This window comes from Lysinibacillus sp. NPDC097868, assembly GCF_044761135.1.
Lineage (GTDB): Bacteria > Bacillota > Bacilli > Bacillales_A > Planococcaceae > Lysinibacillus.
In genome coordinates this window covers 98,999-115,922 of sequence record NZ_JBIWBS010000005.1, presented here as the reverse complement: position 1 = coordinate 115,922, position 16,924 = coordinate 98,999, and the positions used below count along the sequence as shown (strand labels likewise).

The window sequence follows — 16,924 nt, the reverse complement described above, 5'->3', positions numbered from 1 at the left end:
TCTCAAACCGAGAACATTCAAAAACAACAATTATTACTCTCTATAAATTAGCCTACTGTGCAGTATAGAAGATTGCCCCAAAAGATTATGTATCAGTACGTTTAGCTTCTAACGACGGTGTAAGAGCTATATACATTACCTGAGGAGGATGAAAAAGTTGGATCTGATTGATGCCTATATTTATGAAGTGACTAGAAGGATCGCTAAAAACAAGCGAAATGCTATTGAGCTTGAGCTAAAATCTACAATTGAGGATATGTTACCTGACAACTATTCAGAATTAGAGGTAACTGAAGTGTTATTGAAGCTTGGGGACCCTGCAAAGCTTGCTGTGAACTATCAAGATCGACCAAAATATTTAATTGGCCCTGAATTATACGATACTTACATTCAGACAATCAAATTGATTATTCCCTGGGCAATTCTTATAACATTGATTGTTCACCTTGTAAGTAGTATTTTTTCATTTCCAGAACAGGGAATATTTTTGTCTACAATCATCAAAGCCTTTTCTACAACAGTTGCCAGCGTTATTGGAGTAGTATTACAAGTACTTTTTTGGGTTACCGTTGCCTTTATTATAGCGGAGCGCTATAGTGGCACTGAAATGCAAATTCCCTTTATTAAAGGGAGCAAAGAATGGACACCTGAAGAATTAAAAAAAATTACAGCAATCTCCAAAGACAATAACATACCACTAAGTGATATTATATTTAGCTTTTTAGGAATAGCCTTTTTTTCTTTCATTTATTTTAACGCTTCTCATCTTATCGGAATTTACTCATCTGATGACAGAATTGGCTTAAAATTTGTCATGCCAATATTCAATCAAGATACCCTTTTGTCCTTTAAACCTTTTATTTTAAGTTGGATAATATTAAGTTTTGCCTTAACTCTATATAAATGGAAGATTCGGCAATGGTCCATGCCGATCGCCATCATAAGTGCACTTCTTCATTGTTTTGGTACCATTGTTTTTATTGCCATGGCGAACCAGCCTGATTTTATTCATAGTGCTGCTATTCCATATATGGCAGCTATTATGGAAACCACATCTGCAAAGATTATGGTAACATTAGATCGTATACTGTTCGTTTGTATTGCTATTACCATTTTAGCAAGTGCGTTTGATATTTATAGCGGCTTTAAGAAGGCTAAAATTAAATAAAATTGAAACTTTATTTAAAAAATAGGTTAGATAATTGTTTTTTTAGGGTATTAATGTAGTTGTTATTATTTCTCTTTTCATTGACGACTTTCACCTATGGAAAACATAGTCCCCTCTATAATAACGCAAACTTATTACCTAGTAAAATATACCTTAATTTCATTAAAATACCGGTATTCTCTAATATTTTGTATAATAATGATATTAAGAGTATTTTTAATACAATTTATAATCTGCACTTCATCAACGTCCAAGCAGAATAAGGGGTAAAAACTATGACAATTCTTCTTGTAGATGACAATCAAGTCAATCTATTTGTAATTGAAAAAATTTTAAAAAATGCAGGTTATGATAACTGTGTATCTCTTTCATCAGCTTATGAGCTTTTTGACTATCTTCAGTTAGATGCTAAAAATCCAGCGGGTAGTTCAGTAGAGTTAATATTATTAGATATTATGATGCCTGAAGTGGATGGTATTGAAGCTTGTAAACGAATTAAACAAAATGAAAAATTCAACGACATTCAAATTATTTTCGTTACAGCATTAGAAGATAAAAACAAACTCGCAGAAGCACTCGATATTGGAGGGGTCGATTATATTACAAAACCCATTAATAAGACGGAACTTCTTGCAAGAATTCGTGTTGCCCTACGATTGAAGGCCGAATTAGACTGGCATACAAAACAAGAAGCAAAAATCAAATATGAATTAGATTTAGCTACACATGTACAGCGCAGTTTATTAAGTGCACCTTTACATGAAGATAATATTCAAATTGAGGTTTCCTACCTCCCAACCTCTAATTTAGCAGGCGATATGTATTATTGGTACAAAATAAACGATAACCGCTACGCAATCATTTTGCTTGATATGATGGGTCACGGTATTTCAGCTGCACTTGTTTGTATGTTTATCTCGTCCGTCCTAAGAGAAGCTGTTAAACAGCTCGTGGAACCCGAGTTGGTCATAAAGGAACTGAACCGTTATATGACGCTTTTACAGAATGCTAAGGAAGAAAATATTCATTACTTTACAGCTATTTACATAGTGATTGATACTGAACAAAAAACGATTGAATACGTAAACGCCGGTCATCCTTCTGGATACGCACTTGTTGACGAAGAAACATTAGTTCCATTAAACCAAGGAAGTTGTGCTGTCGGTTTCTTTGAGGAAATAAAGGTAGAAAAGCAACTTATCAAATATGAAAAAGATGTCCAAATTGTTTTATATACAGATGGTGTGTTAGAGGCGATGGGCCCATGTGAAATAGAGTCTGAAAAACATTTGCAAACGCTAACATCCAGCAAATGGAATTACACCCAATGTTTGATTGATAACCTGCTTCCTAAAGAAAAGCAAACAAACCAACCTGATGATATGTGTGTATTAATGATTCAAGCACAGGCAAAGTAAATTAGACAGCTATAAAAGCAAAAATCCGCATACACTTCTGCTAATGGCATGCATTAAAGCAATGTCTAAGCAGAAAGTATAGCGGATTTTTATATTTGTTATCGCCTATTAATCTAATTTTTGGTAAATTTTCTCAACGCCTACGATTTCTTTATATTTCGAAATAATTGCTTCACAGCGAAGCGTTTCCTTATCTCCTAAGCATAAAAAGCCATTTTGACTTAGGCTTTCGTAAAATAAATGATGTACTTGGCTTTGTAATACAGGTGAAAAGTAAATTAATACATTTCGGCATATAATTACATGGAATTCATTAAACGATTGATCTGTCACTAAATTATGCTGTGCAAAAATAATGTTTTTTAATAATTCAGGATGGAAATAGGCATATTGATAGTCAGTTTTATAGTATTCTGAAAAAGCATGGCTTCCGCCTGCAAGCATATAATTCGTTGTATATGCTTGCATTTTTTTAATTGAGAAAGCGCCCTTTTTTGCCTTCTCTAGCACATGCTCATTCATATCCGTTGCATAAATCACCGCTCTATCTATTAGTCCCTCTTCCTGTAGTAAAATCGCCATCGAATATACTTCCTCACCTGTTGCACATCCTGCATGCCATATTCGGATCTCGGGGTACTGTTTTAAATAAGGAACGACTTCTTTACGGAAAGCTTTAAAAAAGCTAGGGTTTCGAAACATTTCCGTGACATTAATTGAAAAATCATTTAAAAGCTGCTCTAAAAAATCTTCTTCATGTATAACTTTTTCCAATACACGAGAAATCGTTGGAATATTACTAATCCTCATTCGATTGTATATTCTACGAGAAATAGAAGATTGATTATATTGTCGAAAGTCAAAACCTGATAAACGATAGACTGCTTCGAGTAGTAACTCAATTTCCATATTCGAATGCTTGTTCAATTGTTGCTTGAGCTCAAAATTTTGGAATTGATTATCCATACTTATTTTAACTCCCTTTAGAAACTAGCCATACACGTAACACCGATACTAATTGATCTAAATTTAATGGCTTACTAATATAATCCGAAGCACCAGCCTCTAAAGATTTATCACGATCTGTTTTCATCGCTTTAGCAGTTAAGGCGATAATCGGCAAATCTGTAAGCTTCATTTTTGTTCGAATGATAGACATCGTCTCGTAACCATCCATATTCGGCATCATGATATCCATAAGAATAAGATCTATTTTGTTATTCGTCTCCATAATCTTTAAACATTCTAATCCATCTTTTGCAACGAGAATATTCATGCCTCTATTTTCAAGGGCTGCTTTCAATGCATAAATATTTCGATAATCATCATCTACGATTAATATATTTTTCCCTTGGAACACTTCTACTTCCTGTAGAGAGACAATGTCGCTTTCATTCCCTTGCTCCTGCACCTCTTCAATTATCTCAGGAGCTTCAAGAGTTGCCACTACTTCAACAACTGCGGAATCGATGGTCGTCGCCTCATTTAAGCCATTGGGTAAACTTGGAATAGTAAGAGAGAAGCTACTGCCCTTTCCTTCTTCACTTTGTAATGAAACCCAGCCACCGAGTAATTTTGCAAATTCTCTACAAATGGATAAACCTAACCCTGTTCCACCATATTTTCTTACAGTGGCACCATCTGCTTGCTGGAATGATTCAAAGATTAGCTGATGTTTGTCTTTTGGAATACCTATTCCTGTGTCAGACACTGTAATTTCGAGCCATTCTGAGCTTATATCTTGCATATTATTTGTTAACTGTTCAAGGTCAAGTTGTTTGATATCCACACGCACATAGCCCTGTTCCGTAAATTTCAATGCATTTGATAGTAAATTTTTTAAAACTTGCTGGAATCTCTTTTCATCTGTATAGAAAATATCAGCAACATTTTCTGCCTTCGATATTTGCAACTCTAGATTTTTTTTCTTCGCTACTGGAGCAAAGGTTTGCTCTATTTGTATCGGCATTTCACTCATATTCACTTCATCGAAAATAATTTCGATTTTCCCAGCCTCAACTTTTGATATATCTAAAATATCATTAATTAATACGAGTAAGTCCTCACCAGATGAATGAATGACTCTTGCGAATTCCATCTCTTCTTCAGTTAAATTATTGTTGCCATTCTCCGATAACATTTCAGATAAAATTAAAATGCTATTTAACGGTGTTCGTAATTCATGAGACATATTAGCTAAAAATTGAGATTTATAATTAGAATGTAATACAAGTTGCTCAGCACTGTCTTCTAATTCTTTTTTAGCTTTTTCTAATTCTTGTGTTTTAATTTCAGCATCTTTTGTTCTTTCCTCTAGCTGTTCATTAATCATTGTTAGCTCTTCTGTTTGCATTTGCAATTCTTCAGATTGCGTTTGCAGCTCTTCAGATTGAACTTGTAATTCCTCTGTCATAGCTCTGGATTCGTTTAGTAAACGGACAATTTCCATTCGACCTAAAATACTATTAACCGTTAACCCAAATGTTTCAATTATTTGATTCACTAATTCTTTCTGTAACGCTGTGTAGCTAGTCATTGTCGCTAATTCAACGACAGCTATAACATCATCCTCGAATATGATTGGGAAGATAAAAATACTCTTCGGTGGCACTTCACCTAAGCCTGTTCCTATTACACGATAATCTTTCGAAATATCATCGTTAATGAAAACTCGTTTTTCCTGCGCACATTGGCCAATTATACCTTGTCCAATTTTAAATTTTTCAATCCCAACATTATCTCCAGCATCGGCAAAGGCAGCTTTCTTTACAAAATAGACATCACTATTATGCATTTCCCGAACATAAAAAGCTCCGAATGAAGACCCTGTCTTGTGCGACATTTCTGAAAGGAAAGTTTCGGCCAATTTCGTAATAGCTGAAATCCCTTGATATTTAGTGACAATTTCAGCGATATTAGCCTGCAACCATTCTCTGCGCTCAAATGCATCTAACAACCCATTTGTAGCATCTGCAAGATCATTTATTTCGTCGTTTGTTTTGACATGAATTCTTGTCCGATAGTTACCCTTTGAAGCCGCCATTTCTTTAATTGTTTGTGTAACTTCTTTCATTGTTTTAACGATTGACCGCGAAATCCCACTCGCAATGACGATTGAGATGAGAGATACGAGCACTAGAATGCCAAACAAGCCTGTTGTTAAATTACTGTTTTTTCTATCCAATTGCTTGGCCTTATTTTGCGTTAACGTATTCTCGTCTAAACGGAAAGCATCAAACTGATTTCGCATCGTTTCCATATCTTTACGACCGACGTCCACTTTGAAAAATTCATTTAATGCTTCCGTATTATTTTCTTTTTTTAATCTTATTGTCGGTTCGCCAGCAGTTGCAATCCAATGCTCAATCGTTACTTTAATAGCATCTAACTTCTCTTGTTGGTTTCCCCTATTTTCTAATAGCTGATACAATTCATTAAAATCAATCTTCCAACGTTCTTCGGCATTATTGTATGGATCTAAGTAACTCGAATCACCGGTAATCATATAGCCTCTTTGGCTCGATTCCATATCTAAAATGTATTTTTCAATACGATTGGTAAGTGTTTGAACTTGAGCATCATATTTAATAATGTGATTCCTTTCCTGCTGTAGGGAAGTAATTTGATTGTTTAATATAATCACTGATGCAAGTAAACAAAGAATAATAACTACATAGCCGAGGATAATCTTTGTACGTATACCCATTTTTATCTTTTTATACATTTAATCCCCCTACCTTTTACTGTCCTATAGCTATATTAACAGTATAATGGTGGAATTGAAATTAACAGGTTGACTTTAATTTGTTCAACTCTAGTTATTCCCTAGTATAACCATAGATAAAACCTCACAGCGAAGGGATTTCAGCAAATCGCCTTTATTTTAAATTTTTCTCTATGCGTTCTGCTTTTAAATTCAGAATTGTTTTTGTGCCTGGCACTTATTTATTAATAAGCATTTGATAATTTCATATACATCTTATAGTGAACGATTTTGAAATAAGGGGAGAAAAACTGTGGACATATTTGTTAGACCCGGTGATTCGCTGTGGTATTTCAGCGAGTTATATAAGATACCTCTTCAACTAATTATAGACTCCAACCAAAACATCAACCCTCAACGACTTCAAGTTGGACAACGCGTTCAAATTCCTGGATTTGTTACATCTAGTTATTCAATTAAACAAGGAGACTCTTTGTGGCAAATTGCTCAAAGTCAAAATGTGCAGCTAAATGCCATTTTGCTTGTCAATCCCGATGTTCATCCAAATCGACTGTACATTGGCCAGATTATTCAAGTCCCTCACAGACTCACTTGGCGGCTCGTTAACGGTAAACAAAATTACGACTACAACATTATGATAAATGATATTAAAAAGCTACTAGATGCCTATCCATTTCTTCAAAACACCTCCATTGGCAACTCCATTTTAGAGCGCCAAATGCCCGAGATTCTTATTGGTAAGGGCTCTAAGCGCGTTCATTATAACGGTTCATTTCATGCCAATGAATGGATTACTACGCCGATCATCATGACATTTCTAAATGACTACCTACTCTCACTAACAAATCAAACGACTATTAGAGGGCTCTCCACACTGCCTCTATACGAGCAAACAACACTTTCTATCGTACCGATGGTTAACCCTGATGGTGTGAATTTAGTTCTTCATGGTCCACCAGATAATGAAGCATTAAAAAATAAGCTAATTACATGGAACAATAACAGTACCGATTTTTCTGGATGGAAGGCGAATATCAATGGTGTCGATTTAAACGACCAATTCCCTGCAAAATGGGATCTAGAAAGTGCTCGCAACCCTCAATCACCAGGACCACGAGATTATGGAGGAGAAGCACCGTTGACTCAGCCTGAAGCTATCGCCATGGCCGATTTAACAAGGAGAAGCAATTTTGCTTGGGTTTTAGCGTTCCATACACAAGGCAAAGTAATCTATTGGGGATTTGAAAATCTTGAACCACCTGAATCACAAACGATGGTGGAGGAATTTAGCCGTGTAAGTGGTTATGAGCCTGTTAAATCAGCAGACAGCTATGCTGGCTATAAAGATTGGTTCATACAAGACTGGCGAAGACCAGGGTTCACTGTGGAGCTTGGTAGCGGTACGAACCCGCTTCCAATCAGTCAGTTTGATGACATTTACCAAGAAGCTTTAGGGATTTTTCTAGCAGGATTATATTTGTAACAATCAATACTTCTAGAAAGCCGATAAGGCAGGATCCTCGTCCTGCCTTATCGGCTTTTATATTTGAAATAAGGAATAAAATTTTTCTATAAAGTCCCAAATATTACTTTGACAGATAGAGTAATCTTTGATAATATTACTCCATCAGATAGAGCAATAAAGGTTAAGTAGGTGACTTATGGTTCGAAGTGACATTATCCGCGGACATTTGGATTCAATTATTTTACGGCTAATTTTAGAGAAGGATCGTTATGGGTATGAAATTTCCCAAGAAATAAGCGTACGTACAAATAATCGTTTTCAAATTAAAGAAGCAACTTTATACGCAGTATTTCAACGTTTAGAAAAAAAGGAAGTAATTGAAGCCTATTATGGTGATGTATCACATGGGGGCAAAAGGAAGTACTACCGCATTACCTCATTAGGCAAAGCTTATTTAAGCGAGCTTGTTAAAGAGTGGACAGAAGTGAAGGAAATTATCGACTTATTTATGGAGGGCTTAGAATGAAAAAAATCAAACATCATATCGATGAGCTATTTAAAGACATGCCACGCAATAATGAAACTGAAATGGTGAAGCAGGAAATCATCGAAAATCTGGAAGAAAAGGTATTTTACTTAATAGAGCAAGGAAAAGAAGAAGAGGATGCAATCAATAAGGCAATCGTTGAATTTGGAGATATTGACGATTTAAAAAAAGAATTAGGCGTGAAAGCGCCAGAAAAGAAAAGTATGGCGAAGTTAAATTTAGAATTTTCCTTATGGGGAAGTGGCTTAATAACAGCCTTCTTTATTTTTATCAATCTATACTATACACCAAACACAATTTGGGCGATTTATCCAATTTTCGCCATACTGTGGTGGCCTCTTTCAATGTATTTCGTATGGTCCCGCAAGAAATGGAGTGAGTAAAATGAAGCATTACATTAGTTTTTCTGTTGTCGGTAGTTTGATGACTATGCTGTTTTTAGGAATTGTCAATTATTCAACAACGCCAAACACGATATGGTTTATTTACCCTTGCTTATTGTTGTTGCTATGGCCTATCACTTTATATTACATGTCAAAAAAACTTTATAAACAGTACGCTGTTATTTGCAGCGCCATGGTCATTGCTTTCCTTATCATTGAAAATCTTTTGTATTCACCGCAGCATTTATGGTTCATATACGCCATATATCCGATTATATGGTGGCCTATTCTTATGTTTTTAGAGGAAAAAGCTAAATCCATGAACATAGCACTTATTGGCTGTGCAAGCACAATCATTTATTATTCAATAACAAATTTCATTATGTCCCCCCAATATCCTTGGGCAATCTACCCTGCATTTTTAGTTATATGGTGGCCCTTATCTCTATATCACGCTAAGAAAAAAACATTCGTTGCCTTCTCGGTTTATGCTAGCATACACATCAGTATCTTTTTTATTATCGTCAACATCGTTTCCTCGCCAAGCGTAATTTGGGCTATCTATCCAATCTTCTTAGTTCTATGGTGGCCACTAAGTATGTATTTTTATGTTTATAAAAGAAGAATGTATAAAAGCTCTACAATGTAAGGCATCATGCAAGTGCTCACATAGTAGCCAGCCCCTATTTCAGTAAGGCAAAATACGATTAAAGGGAATATACGTTATGTATAAAAAACAATTAGCCATTCTAAAAATTTTCGCCATGACCTTGCTCATGTTATTCGCTACTGTTAACGGTCTTGTCTTTGCAAACGGTGATGTTACAGATAAAACTCTAGATATTGCTACTATTAATGCGTTTATGGCAAAAGAAATCGATAGGCTGAACATTCCAGGTGCTTCACTTGCTATCGTTAATGAAAATCATGTTGAATATTTACAAGGGTATGGTGTCTCCAGCCCAGATGGCACAAAAATGACACCACAAACACCTATTGTTATTGGATCAGTGAGTAAATCATTTACAGCTCTTGCCATTATGCAACTTGTAGAACAAGGGAAAATTCATTTAGATGATTTAGTTCACAATGTGCTACCGGGATTCCAACTTGCAGATAAAGAGCAATCTAAAAAAATAACTATTCAACACTTACTAAACCAAACGAGCGGTCTTTCTACATATGATGGTCAAGTAGCGATATCGCAAGGAGATAAATCATTAAAAGAACATGTACAAAGCTTAGCAAATATAAATTTGTCATCACCGGTTGGTAAACACTACGAATATTCGAATTTAAATTATAGCATTTTAGGTGCAGTCATAGAGGAAGTGACAAATACCCCCTACAAAGAGTATATAGATGAATTTATATTTAAACCGCTTGAAATGAACAATAGCTATGCTGATCCAAAAGATGATATCAACAATACTATTGCACACGGCTATCAAACTGTATTCGGCATGAAGGTACCAACGGAGCAATTAATCCATGATGGCACCGTTCCTTCTGGTTACATTATTTCTAGCGCAGAAGATATGGCTAATTACATGATGGCACAATTGAATGAAGGTCAATTTAATAGAAAAAGCATTTTGTCAGCAAGCGCAATGAATACGCTGCACCAACCATCCTCGTTCATTTCGCATGATACTTATTATGCCATGGGCTGGGAAGTAAATAATGACGTTATCTCCCATAATGGATGGACAGAAAATACTTATTCAAAAGTGTTGTTAGATAGGAAATACGGTATTAGTCTTCAAATCAATGCTATGGATTATTTTAATTTAAATGAATATGATGCCATAGTTAGTGGCCTTAACAAACTTGTCCATCATGAACAACCTACTATATCTAATAGTAACCCATTTATGAAATATATAATATTTGATTTGATATTCGTAATAATTATTATGCTAATTGCTCGCTCGGTCTATAAAAATTTCAAACGTAACAAACAGAAAATATCAACTTTCCGTACAGTTCTTAATTGGTTGTCTCTAATTATATTTAACTTCCTAATGCCTTTATTTATTTTAATTGGATTCCCCAAATTATTCGGACCACTTTCTACGGTAACAATATTTGCTCCAGGCATTGGACATTTGTTATTTCTAATACCTATACTGCTTTTAATGGTGGGTGTCCTTATATTAGGAAAACTACTGTTAAAGAAACCTAACGTAAGTGTAAAAATCTTGCTTTGATTTTGAGAGTTATTCACTTAACATAAATCATATATTTACTATATAATTTAATTAGTAAATATTTTAATAGGCTGTGATCAATTGTTAAATAATAATCCATTGCAAAACGTAGAAGTTATAATGCGGGAAATGCTTGAAATACAACAAAAATCGATGATGTTTGTTAACCTGCTATCAGAAGGTGAATCATTATCACAGAACCAGCTGATTCTACTTCTTCAGCTAAAAATTAATGGTGGTATGAAAGCAACTGAGATTGCGGATTTCTTTAGCGTAACCCCTGGTGCTGTTACGTCCATGTGCGATAAACTAGAAAAATTAAATTTATTACAACGAGTGAGAGAAAAAGAGGATCGACGCGTCGTAAACATGATATTAACAAATGATGGAGAGACAAAAGTACATGAAATATTTTTGAAGTTTCCACAAGAAAAATTAGCTGATATAGCAAAAGTGTTAATTGATGTAAATAAATTAATGAATAAAATTTTTTAGGATTTCAAGCAAATTGAAATCCTTTTTTTATTGCCCTCTTTATTGCCTAACACAATAGGCATTTTTTGTTCTTGACAAATTAACAGAGTATATACTTTAATTGATATATGTTTTAATAATTAAAATATATATCAATTAAATTAAAGAGGTGATCACCATGTCAAATGAACATATACAAAAGCAACGTAGTATTACGCTTACGAGTGGCACTATTAATGATTTAGCGCCTGACTGTGAACAATTAAAGATTCGCGGTGCTGTTGCTTTTCATCAAGAGGTTCGCTTAAAAACAATCTCTACTCATGGTCATAGCTCGTTCCATTCATGCGTTATTGCGCATGTTTTAAAAAATACAGGCTCTTGTGTTATGAAGGATTATTGTGAAATTAAGGAAGTGACGAATGCGGGGAATTTAAAGATACGCAATGGACAAATCGCGACTATTAATAGCTCAGGGAAATTAACAGTTGAGCAAAATTTACAAGCACAACAGTTTCACGCAATTGGCTTTGTTAAGGCACAAGAAATACATGCAGCACATTTTTACTTAAAATTATCAGGAGCAAGTGAGATTGACCGGTTAATTGCCGAAGATATAACGATAGAGAAAGATAAATTATCGATTTCAATTGTTAGAAAAAAACTTCATTGTATATCGATAACAGGAAAACATTTGCATCTTTCCTATACAAATGCGGAGGTCGTTGAAGGAGATATTATTGTAGTGGGCAGTCATTGTTCAATACAAACGCTTTATTACACAAAAAGCTATACTATTTCTCCCAATGCGAAAGTGCAACAAGTTATACGAAGGGAGCAACTATGAAAATGATACGTGGATTTTTTTGCTCGTTAGCACTAATTGTCCTAACTGTCCTATATGTGGGGCTAGTTGTAAGTGCCTTATTAGCAATACTTGCTGGCATTTTACGAACTGTAGGCATTGACCAAATAAAAATGAGTATTTGGCAAGGTGTTGATCTCCCAGTCGTTTTCAGCATACCTTTAGCACTTGTTGTTTCTGGCTTACTGTTCTATTGTTCACTTTATGTAAAACGTTCCATCACATTTTGTTTTTCGAAGCTAAAAATCTAGAGCCATGAATGCTAAAGAGGTTCAAATCTTCCACACTTTTGCTCGAACCTCTTCTTCCGCTATACTCACACTTTTAAATACTAATTATTATTTTCCTTGATTTGCAAAGCTTGCTTATTTGTTGCTATATGGATAGACATAAAGAGTGCAAATACAAGACCCACTGTACCAAAGATGACTGCTACGAGCTGTAGTGAAAACCAGTCTGCCAATATACCTAAACTAAACGTAAGTACAATTTGTATAACACTTTGAACAAGGCTAACAGAACTACCGAATCGTCCCATTAAATTTGGCGGGATATTTTTTTGATAGACAGTATCGTATCCCGTATTGCTGAATGCCATAAAAATGCCTAATGTGATAAAACAACACGTAGCAAACCAAATATTGCTAGAAGCATAGAAGGCGGTATAGGATACCATCGTACATGTAAGTCCAACTCCTACATAAGTAGCAATTGAAAATTTATGTACTAAAACCATTGCCAATAAACCACCAACAATAGCCCCAACGCCAGCAATACTCACTAGCACACCGTAAAGACTGTCCGAAGCAGATAAAACTTTCTTTATAAAAGTCATTTCTTGTGAATCTAATGCAAAAGCGACCATTAGCGCAATTTGATAGGACATAAAAAATTTTAAGAAATTACGTTGTTGCTGTATAAAGGACCAAACCACTTTAAAATCAGTTATTATTACGCTCATTGTAAGCACTACACGCTTCTCTTCTACTTCCTCTTCTATATTCTGTAAACGTGAAATGACCCACGCACAAACAAAAAATGTCACGCTATTAATCCATATGGCGATACTTATATTAAAAACAGCAATAAGGACACCTGCGATTGCAGGACCTAACATAAAAGAACCTGAATTTAATGTGCCTAATAATGCGTTAAAACGTTGCTTATCTTCATCGCGTACGTATTTCGCAATATAATATGTACTACTTGGACCGAAAAAACTACTCGCTATATTCGCTAAAAATAACAAGCCATAGATGAGCCAGATAGACGTCATAAATGGCATAAGGAAAACAATGATTCCACGTATAACATCCATTGCGATCATTATCTTTCTTTTGTTCGACCTATCAATAATTGAGCCTGCTACAAAATTGGTCAGTATACGTGCAATCGGACCAACAATAAAGATACCCGCAACTGCTGTCGCAGAATAAGTTAAATGCCAAACCATTAAATTTAAAGCGACAAGATAAATCCAATTTCCAAGATAAGAAAAGCCAAATCCGCCTAATAACAGCCCATATTTTCGAATCATCGCCACAGCAATCCCTCCTTTTTAATATTTTACCATTTACTTCTAAATTAGTATTAAGTAAATTAAATTTCATTTTTTATCCTTGCAAAATCGCTACCTTACATACGTGAAATTCATTACAAGATCATATCTAAGAGTTACATAAAATCATTCTATGTTGCTTTTCATTCACTTTTCTTACTATAAAACTATACAAGAAAGGTGGTGCTTCAATCGTGGACGAACAGCTTTTATTCAGTACGGTTTTTATTGCAGGGATACTATCCTTTCTTTCTCCCTGTATAGTCCCTTTACTACCTGTTTACTTTTCAGTACTTTCAACCAATGAAAGTGGTGTCGCTATACAACACAACTTGACCTTAGGTAAATGGCAAGTGAACCCACATTTAATTTTTAAGACGGTTATTTTCGTTTTTGGTCTCTCAACAAGCTTTGTCATCTTAGGGTTTGGCGCCGGTTTTCTTGGTGCGTTTATTAATAAAGACTGGTTTATCGCCATATGCGGTGTAGTGGTAGTGTTACTCGGCCTACATCAAATAGGTCTTTTGAAATTAGCAGTGCTCCATAAAGAAACAAAAGTACAACTGAAAAGAAGCGATAAACGTGATTTACTTGGTACCTATTTATTGGGTCTTACGTTTAGTATGGGCTGGACGCCTTGTATCGGACCTATTTTAGGGGCGGTATTAGGAATATCCGCTAGCGAGGGACAGGCCACTTACGGGGCACTTATGATGTTTTTCTATGCACTCGGTCTATTAATCCCCTTTTTAATTCTTGCTATTTTCTCTGATTTACTATTACGACATGTTAAAAAATTGAATAAGCATATAGGGAAAATCAAAATTGCCGGTGGGATTATCATAATTTTTATGGGAATTGTCTTAATGACAAATAATTTAAATGTCTTACTTACGCTCATTCCACAATAAGAAAGGAGACTTACCATGTACAATTTTAAACTGCTCATTGTCATGTTAGCAGCAGTGTTTCTTTTAGGGGCATGCGCGGGGGATTCTACATCCTCAACGAAAGCAGCAGCTAAAAATGAAGGGACTATCGCTCCAACCTTTGAATTAGTTGATACCAAGGGCGATACTTACAATCTTGCTGACTATAAAGGCAAAAAAGTGTATGTGAAATTTTGGGCATCTTGGTGCTCTATTTGCTTAGCAGGCTTAGAAGAATTAAACACACTAGCTGGGAAAGAGCAGGATTTTGTTGTCTTAAGCATCGTATCACCCAACTTCAATAATGAAAAAAAGAGTGATGCATTTATTAAATGGTTTAATGGTGTTGAAGGAACATCCAATATTAAAGTGCTATTAGATGAAGATGGTGCAATTGCGAAACAATACAATATACGAGCCTATCCAACATCGTCCTATATCGGCTCAGATGGCCGACTCATACAAACGCTGCCCGGCCATATAAGTAATCCACAAATTATTGAGAAATTTAAAAGTATCCAATAATAGAGGGAGGTACATCTAATGAATATAAAACTATTTGGTGTATTATTTAGTGTTTTATTATTTTTATCAGCATGCTCGGTCGATCCTTCTTTGTTAACTAGTCGTGCAAGCACAGCCCAAGCCGAATCTAAATATCCAGCCAACCCAAACGTCAACTTAAATTTTGATACAAATAATTTAAAAGATATTTGGCTTGCAGGTGGTTGTTTCTGGGGCGTAGAAGCATATATGGCACGTGTTTATGGTGTTTATGATGCAGAGTCAGGTTACGCCAATGGAAATACAGAAAATCCCACTTATGAAGATGTTATTTGGAGAAACACAGGGCATGCGGAAACTGTTCATGTCCGCTATGATCCCGAACGAGTTAATTTAGAAAAGCTATTAACACATTTCTTTCAAATTATTGACCCTACATTATTAAATCAGCAAGGAAATGACCGCGGCACACAATATCGTACAGGTATTTACTATACAGATGAAGCAGATAAACCAATTATTGATCAGGTAGTAGCGAACGAACAAGAACGCTATGATGACCCCATTGTTACTGAAGTGGAACCACTTAAAAACTTTACTCTTGCAGAAGAATACCACCAAGATTATCTTGAAAAAAATCCAGATGGCTATTGTCATGTAGAATTTGATTCATTGAAAAATCAAGAAATGCCATCCCTCATTGACCCAGCGCTATATCCAAAGCCACGTGATGAGGAAATTAAAAAAATGTTAACAAAAGAGCAATATCGAGTAACACAAGGGAATGGGACGGAAATGGCTTATTCAAATGAATACTGGGACAACTATGACCCTGGTATTTATGTTGATATTGTAACAGGTGAGCCACTATTTTCATCAGCCGACAAATATGATTCTAGATGCGGTTGGCCAAGCTTTACTAAGCCGATTGATCCAGCCGTAGTGCTTGAGTTTAAGGATACGAGCTTTAATATGATTAGAACCGAAGTAAGAAGCCGTACTGGTGATAGTCACTTAGGCCATGTGTTTAACGATGGTCCTATCGATCGTGGCGGTTTGCGTTACTGTATAAATAGTGCTGCGATTAAGTTTATTCCACAAGCTGAAATGGAATCAGCTGGTTATGGTTACTTAGTACAGCTAACAAAATAACAGTACACCCCTTCATTCAGTGCCAGTCACTAAAACAATTTTGAATCCTCCTTGCACTGCAAGTAGTCATATTTATTACTTACCAAGTAAAAATCCACGAAGACTCCTGTGGGAACGCACGCAACGTAAGACGCAATAGGCGGCGCGTTAGCGACGGTTGCGGCTTACGCTGTGCCCACGGAAAGCGTAGTGGATTTTTACGATTTAGAAATCTTGGTGCCAGTCACTAAAACAATTTTGAATCCTCCTTGTACTGCAAGTAGTCATATTTATTACTTACCAAGTAAAAATCCACGAAGACTCCTGTGGGAACGCACGCAACGTAAGATGCAACAGGCGGCGCGTTAGCGACGGTTGCGGCTTACGCTGTGCCCACGGAAAGCGTAGTGGATTTTTACGATTTAGAAATCTTGGTGCCAGTCACCAAATCCATTTTGAATCCTCCTTGTACTGCAAGTAGTCATATTTATTACTTACCAAGTAAAAATCCACGAAGACTCCTGTGGGAACGCACGCAACGTAAGATG

General features: G+C 35.6%; 15 protein-coding genes. 12 read left to right on the top strand and 3 right to left on the bottom strand.

Translation table 11 applies throughout. The annotated features are described in order from the left end of the window. Positions 1–157: 157 nt before the first annotated feature. Together ACIQXJ_RS20955 and ACIQXJ_RS20950 are read left to right on the top strand one after the other, a co-directional pair. On the top strand, positions 158–1,168 hold the full coding sequence (locus ACIQXJ_RS20955) for a hypothetical protein (protein WP_403057292.1): 1,011 nt from the start codon (positions 158–160) through the stop codon (positions 1,166–1,168). A 275-nt stretch (positions 1,169–1,443) separates the two neighbouring features. Beyond that, positions 1,444–2,586, top strand: a complete 1,143-nt coding sequence (locus ACIQXJ_RS20950) for a SpoIIE family protein phosphatase (RefSeq protein ID WP_403057289.1) — start codon at positions 1,444–1,446, stop codon at positions 2,584–2,586. Positions 2,587–2,694: 108 nt separating this feature from the next. Here ACIQXJ_RS20950 and ACIQXJ_RS20945 read toward each other — a convergent pair whose 3' ends face one another. Continuing rightward, positions 2,695–3,552 carry a CheR family methyltransferase gene (locus ACIQXJ_RS20945; protein ID WP_403057286.1) on the bottom strand — a complete coding sequence of 286 codons (858 nt, stop codon included), beginning with the start codon at positions 3,550–3,552 and terminating at the stop codon, positions 2,695–2,697. A 7-nt stretch (positions 3,553–3,559) separates the two neighbouring features. Continuing rightward, on the bottom strand, positions 3,560–6,310 hold the full coding sequence (locus tag ACIQXJ_RS20940; protein WP_403057283.1) for an ATP-binding protein: 2,751 nt from the start codon (positions 6,308–6,310) through the stop codon (positions 3,560–3,562). Positions 6,311–6,602: 292 nt separating this feature from the next. On the opposite strand from ACIQXJ_RS20940, the gene ACIQXJ_RS20935 reads away from it, so the two are divergent. The 7 genes from ACIQXJ_RS20935 to ACIQXJ_RS20905 all read left to right on the top strand — a co-directional run bounded on the left by ACIQXJ_RS20935 (position 6,603) and on the right by ACIQXJ_RS20905 (position 12,505). Further along, positions 6,603–7,793, top strand: a complete 1,191-nt coding sequence (locus ACIQXJ_RS20935) for a M14 family metallopeptidase (RefSeq protein WP_403057280.1) — start codon at positions 6,603–6,605, stop codon at positions 7,791–7,793. A gap of 178 nt (positions 7,794–7,971) precedes the next feature. Beyond that, complete coding sequence (locus ACIQXJ_RS20930) at positions 7,972–8,301, top strand: PadR family transcriptional regulator (protein ID WP_340821646.1); 330 nt, start codon at positions 7,972–7,974, stop codon at positions 8,299–8,301. Further along, the gene (locus tag ACIQXJ_RS20925) at positions 8,298–8,705 is read left to right on the top strand and encodes a permease prefix domain 1-containing protein (RefSeq protein ID WP_403057277.1); all 408 of its coding nucleotides are present in this window, start codon (positions 8,298–8,300) and stop codon (positions 8,703–8,705) included. The genes ACIQXJ_RS20930 and ACIQXJ_RS20925 overlap by 4 nt, the downstream gene beginning before the upstream one ends. Positions 8,706–9,430: 725 nt before the next feature. Next, complete coding sequence (locus ACIQXJ_RS20920; RefSeq protein ID WP_403057274.1) at positions 9,431–10,915, top strand: serine hydrolase domain-containing protein; 1,485 nt, start codon at positions 9,431–9,433, stop codon at positions 10,913–10,915. A 120-nt stretch (positions 10,916–11,035) separates the two neighbouring features. Continuing rightward, the gene (locus tag ACIQXJ_RS20915; protein ID WP_403057490.1) at positions 11,036–11,410 is read left to right on the top strand and encodes a MarR family winged helix-turn-helix transcriptional regulator; all 375 of its coding nucleotides are present in this window, start codon (positions 11,036–11,038) and stop codon (positions 11,408–11,410) included. A gap of 157 nt (positions 11,411–11,567) precedes the next feature. Beyond that, a complete protein-coding gene (locus ACIQXJ_RS20910; protein ID WP_403057272.1) occupies positions 11,568–12,236 on the top strand; it encodes a hypothetical protein in 669 nt (222 codons plus the stop codon). Next, positions 12,233–12,505 (top strand): hypothetical protein, encoded by a 273-nt coding sequence (locus ACIQXJ_RS20905; protein ID WP_403057269.1) that lies wholly within the window; start codon positions 12,233–12,235, stop codon positions 12,503–12,505. The genes ACIQXJ_RS20910 and ACIQXJ_RS20905 overlap by 4 nt, the downstream gene beginning before the upstream one ends. Positions 12,506–12,585: 80 nt before the next feature. Here ACIQXJ_RS20905 and ACIQXJ_RS20900 read toward each other — a convergent pair whose 3' ends face one another. Beyond that, positions 12,586–13,791 carry an MFS transporter gene (locus ACIQXJ_RS20900; protein WP_403057486.1) on the bottom strand — a complete coding sequence of 402 codons (1,206 nt, stop codon included), beginning with the start codon at positions 13,789–13,791 and terminating at the stop codon, positions 12,586–12,588. A 215-nt stretch (positions 13,792–14,006) separates the two neighbouring features. Here ACIQXJ_RS20900 and ACIQXJ_RS20895 point away from each other — a divergent pair, with 215 nt between their 5' ends. The 3 genes from ACIQXJ_RS20895 to msrB are packed head-to-tail and all read left to right on the top strand — an operon-like array spanning position 14,007 to position 16,397. Then, positions 14,007–14,723 (top strand): cytochrome c biogenesis CcdA family protein, encoded by a 717-nt coding sequence (locus ACIQXJ_RS20895; RefSeq protein ID WP_403057266.1) that lies wholly within the window; start codon positions 14,007–14,009, stop codon positions 14,721–14,723. 15 nt (positions 14,724–14,738) lie between these two features. After that, positions 14,739–15,266, top strand: coding sequence for a redoxin family protein (locus ACIQXJ_RS20890; RefSeq protein ID WP_403057263.1), 528 nt, complete (start codon positions 14,739–14,741; stop codon positions 15,264–15,266). 18 nt (positions 15,267–15,284) lie between these two features. Beyond that, positions 15,285–16,397 (top strand): peptide-methionine (R)-S-oxide reductase MsrB, encoded by a 1,113-nt coding sequence (msrB, locus tag ACIQXJ_RS20885; protein ID WP_403057261.1) that lies wholly within the window; start codon positions 15,285–15,287, stop codon positions 16,395–16,397. Positions 16,398–16,924: the final 527 nt, after the last annotated feature.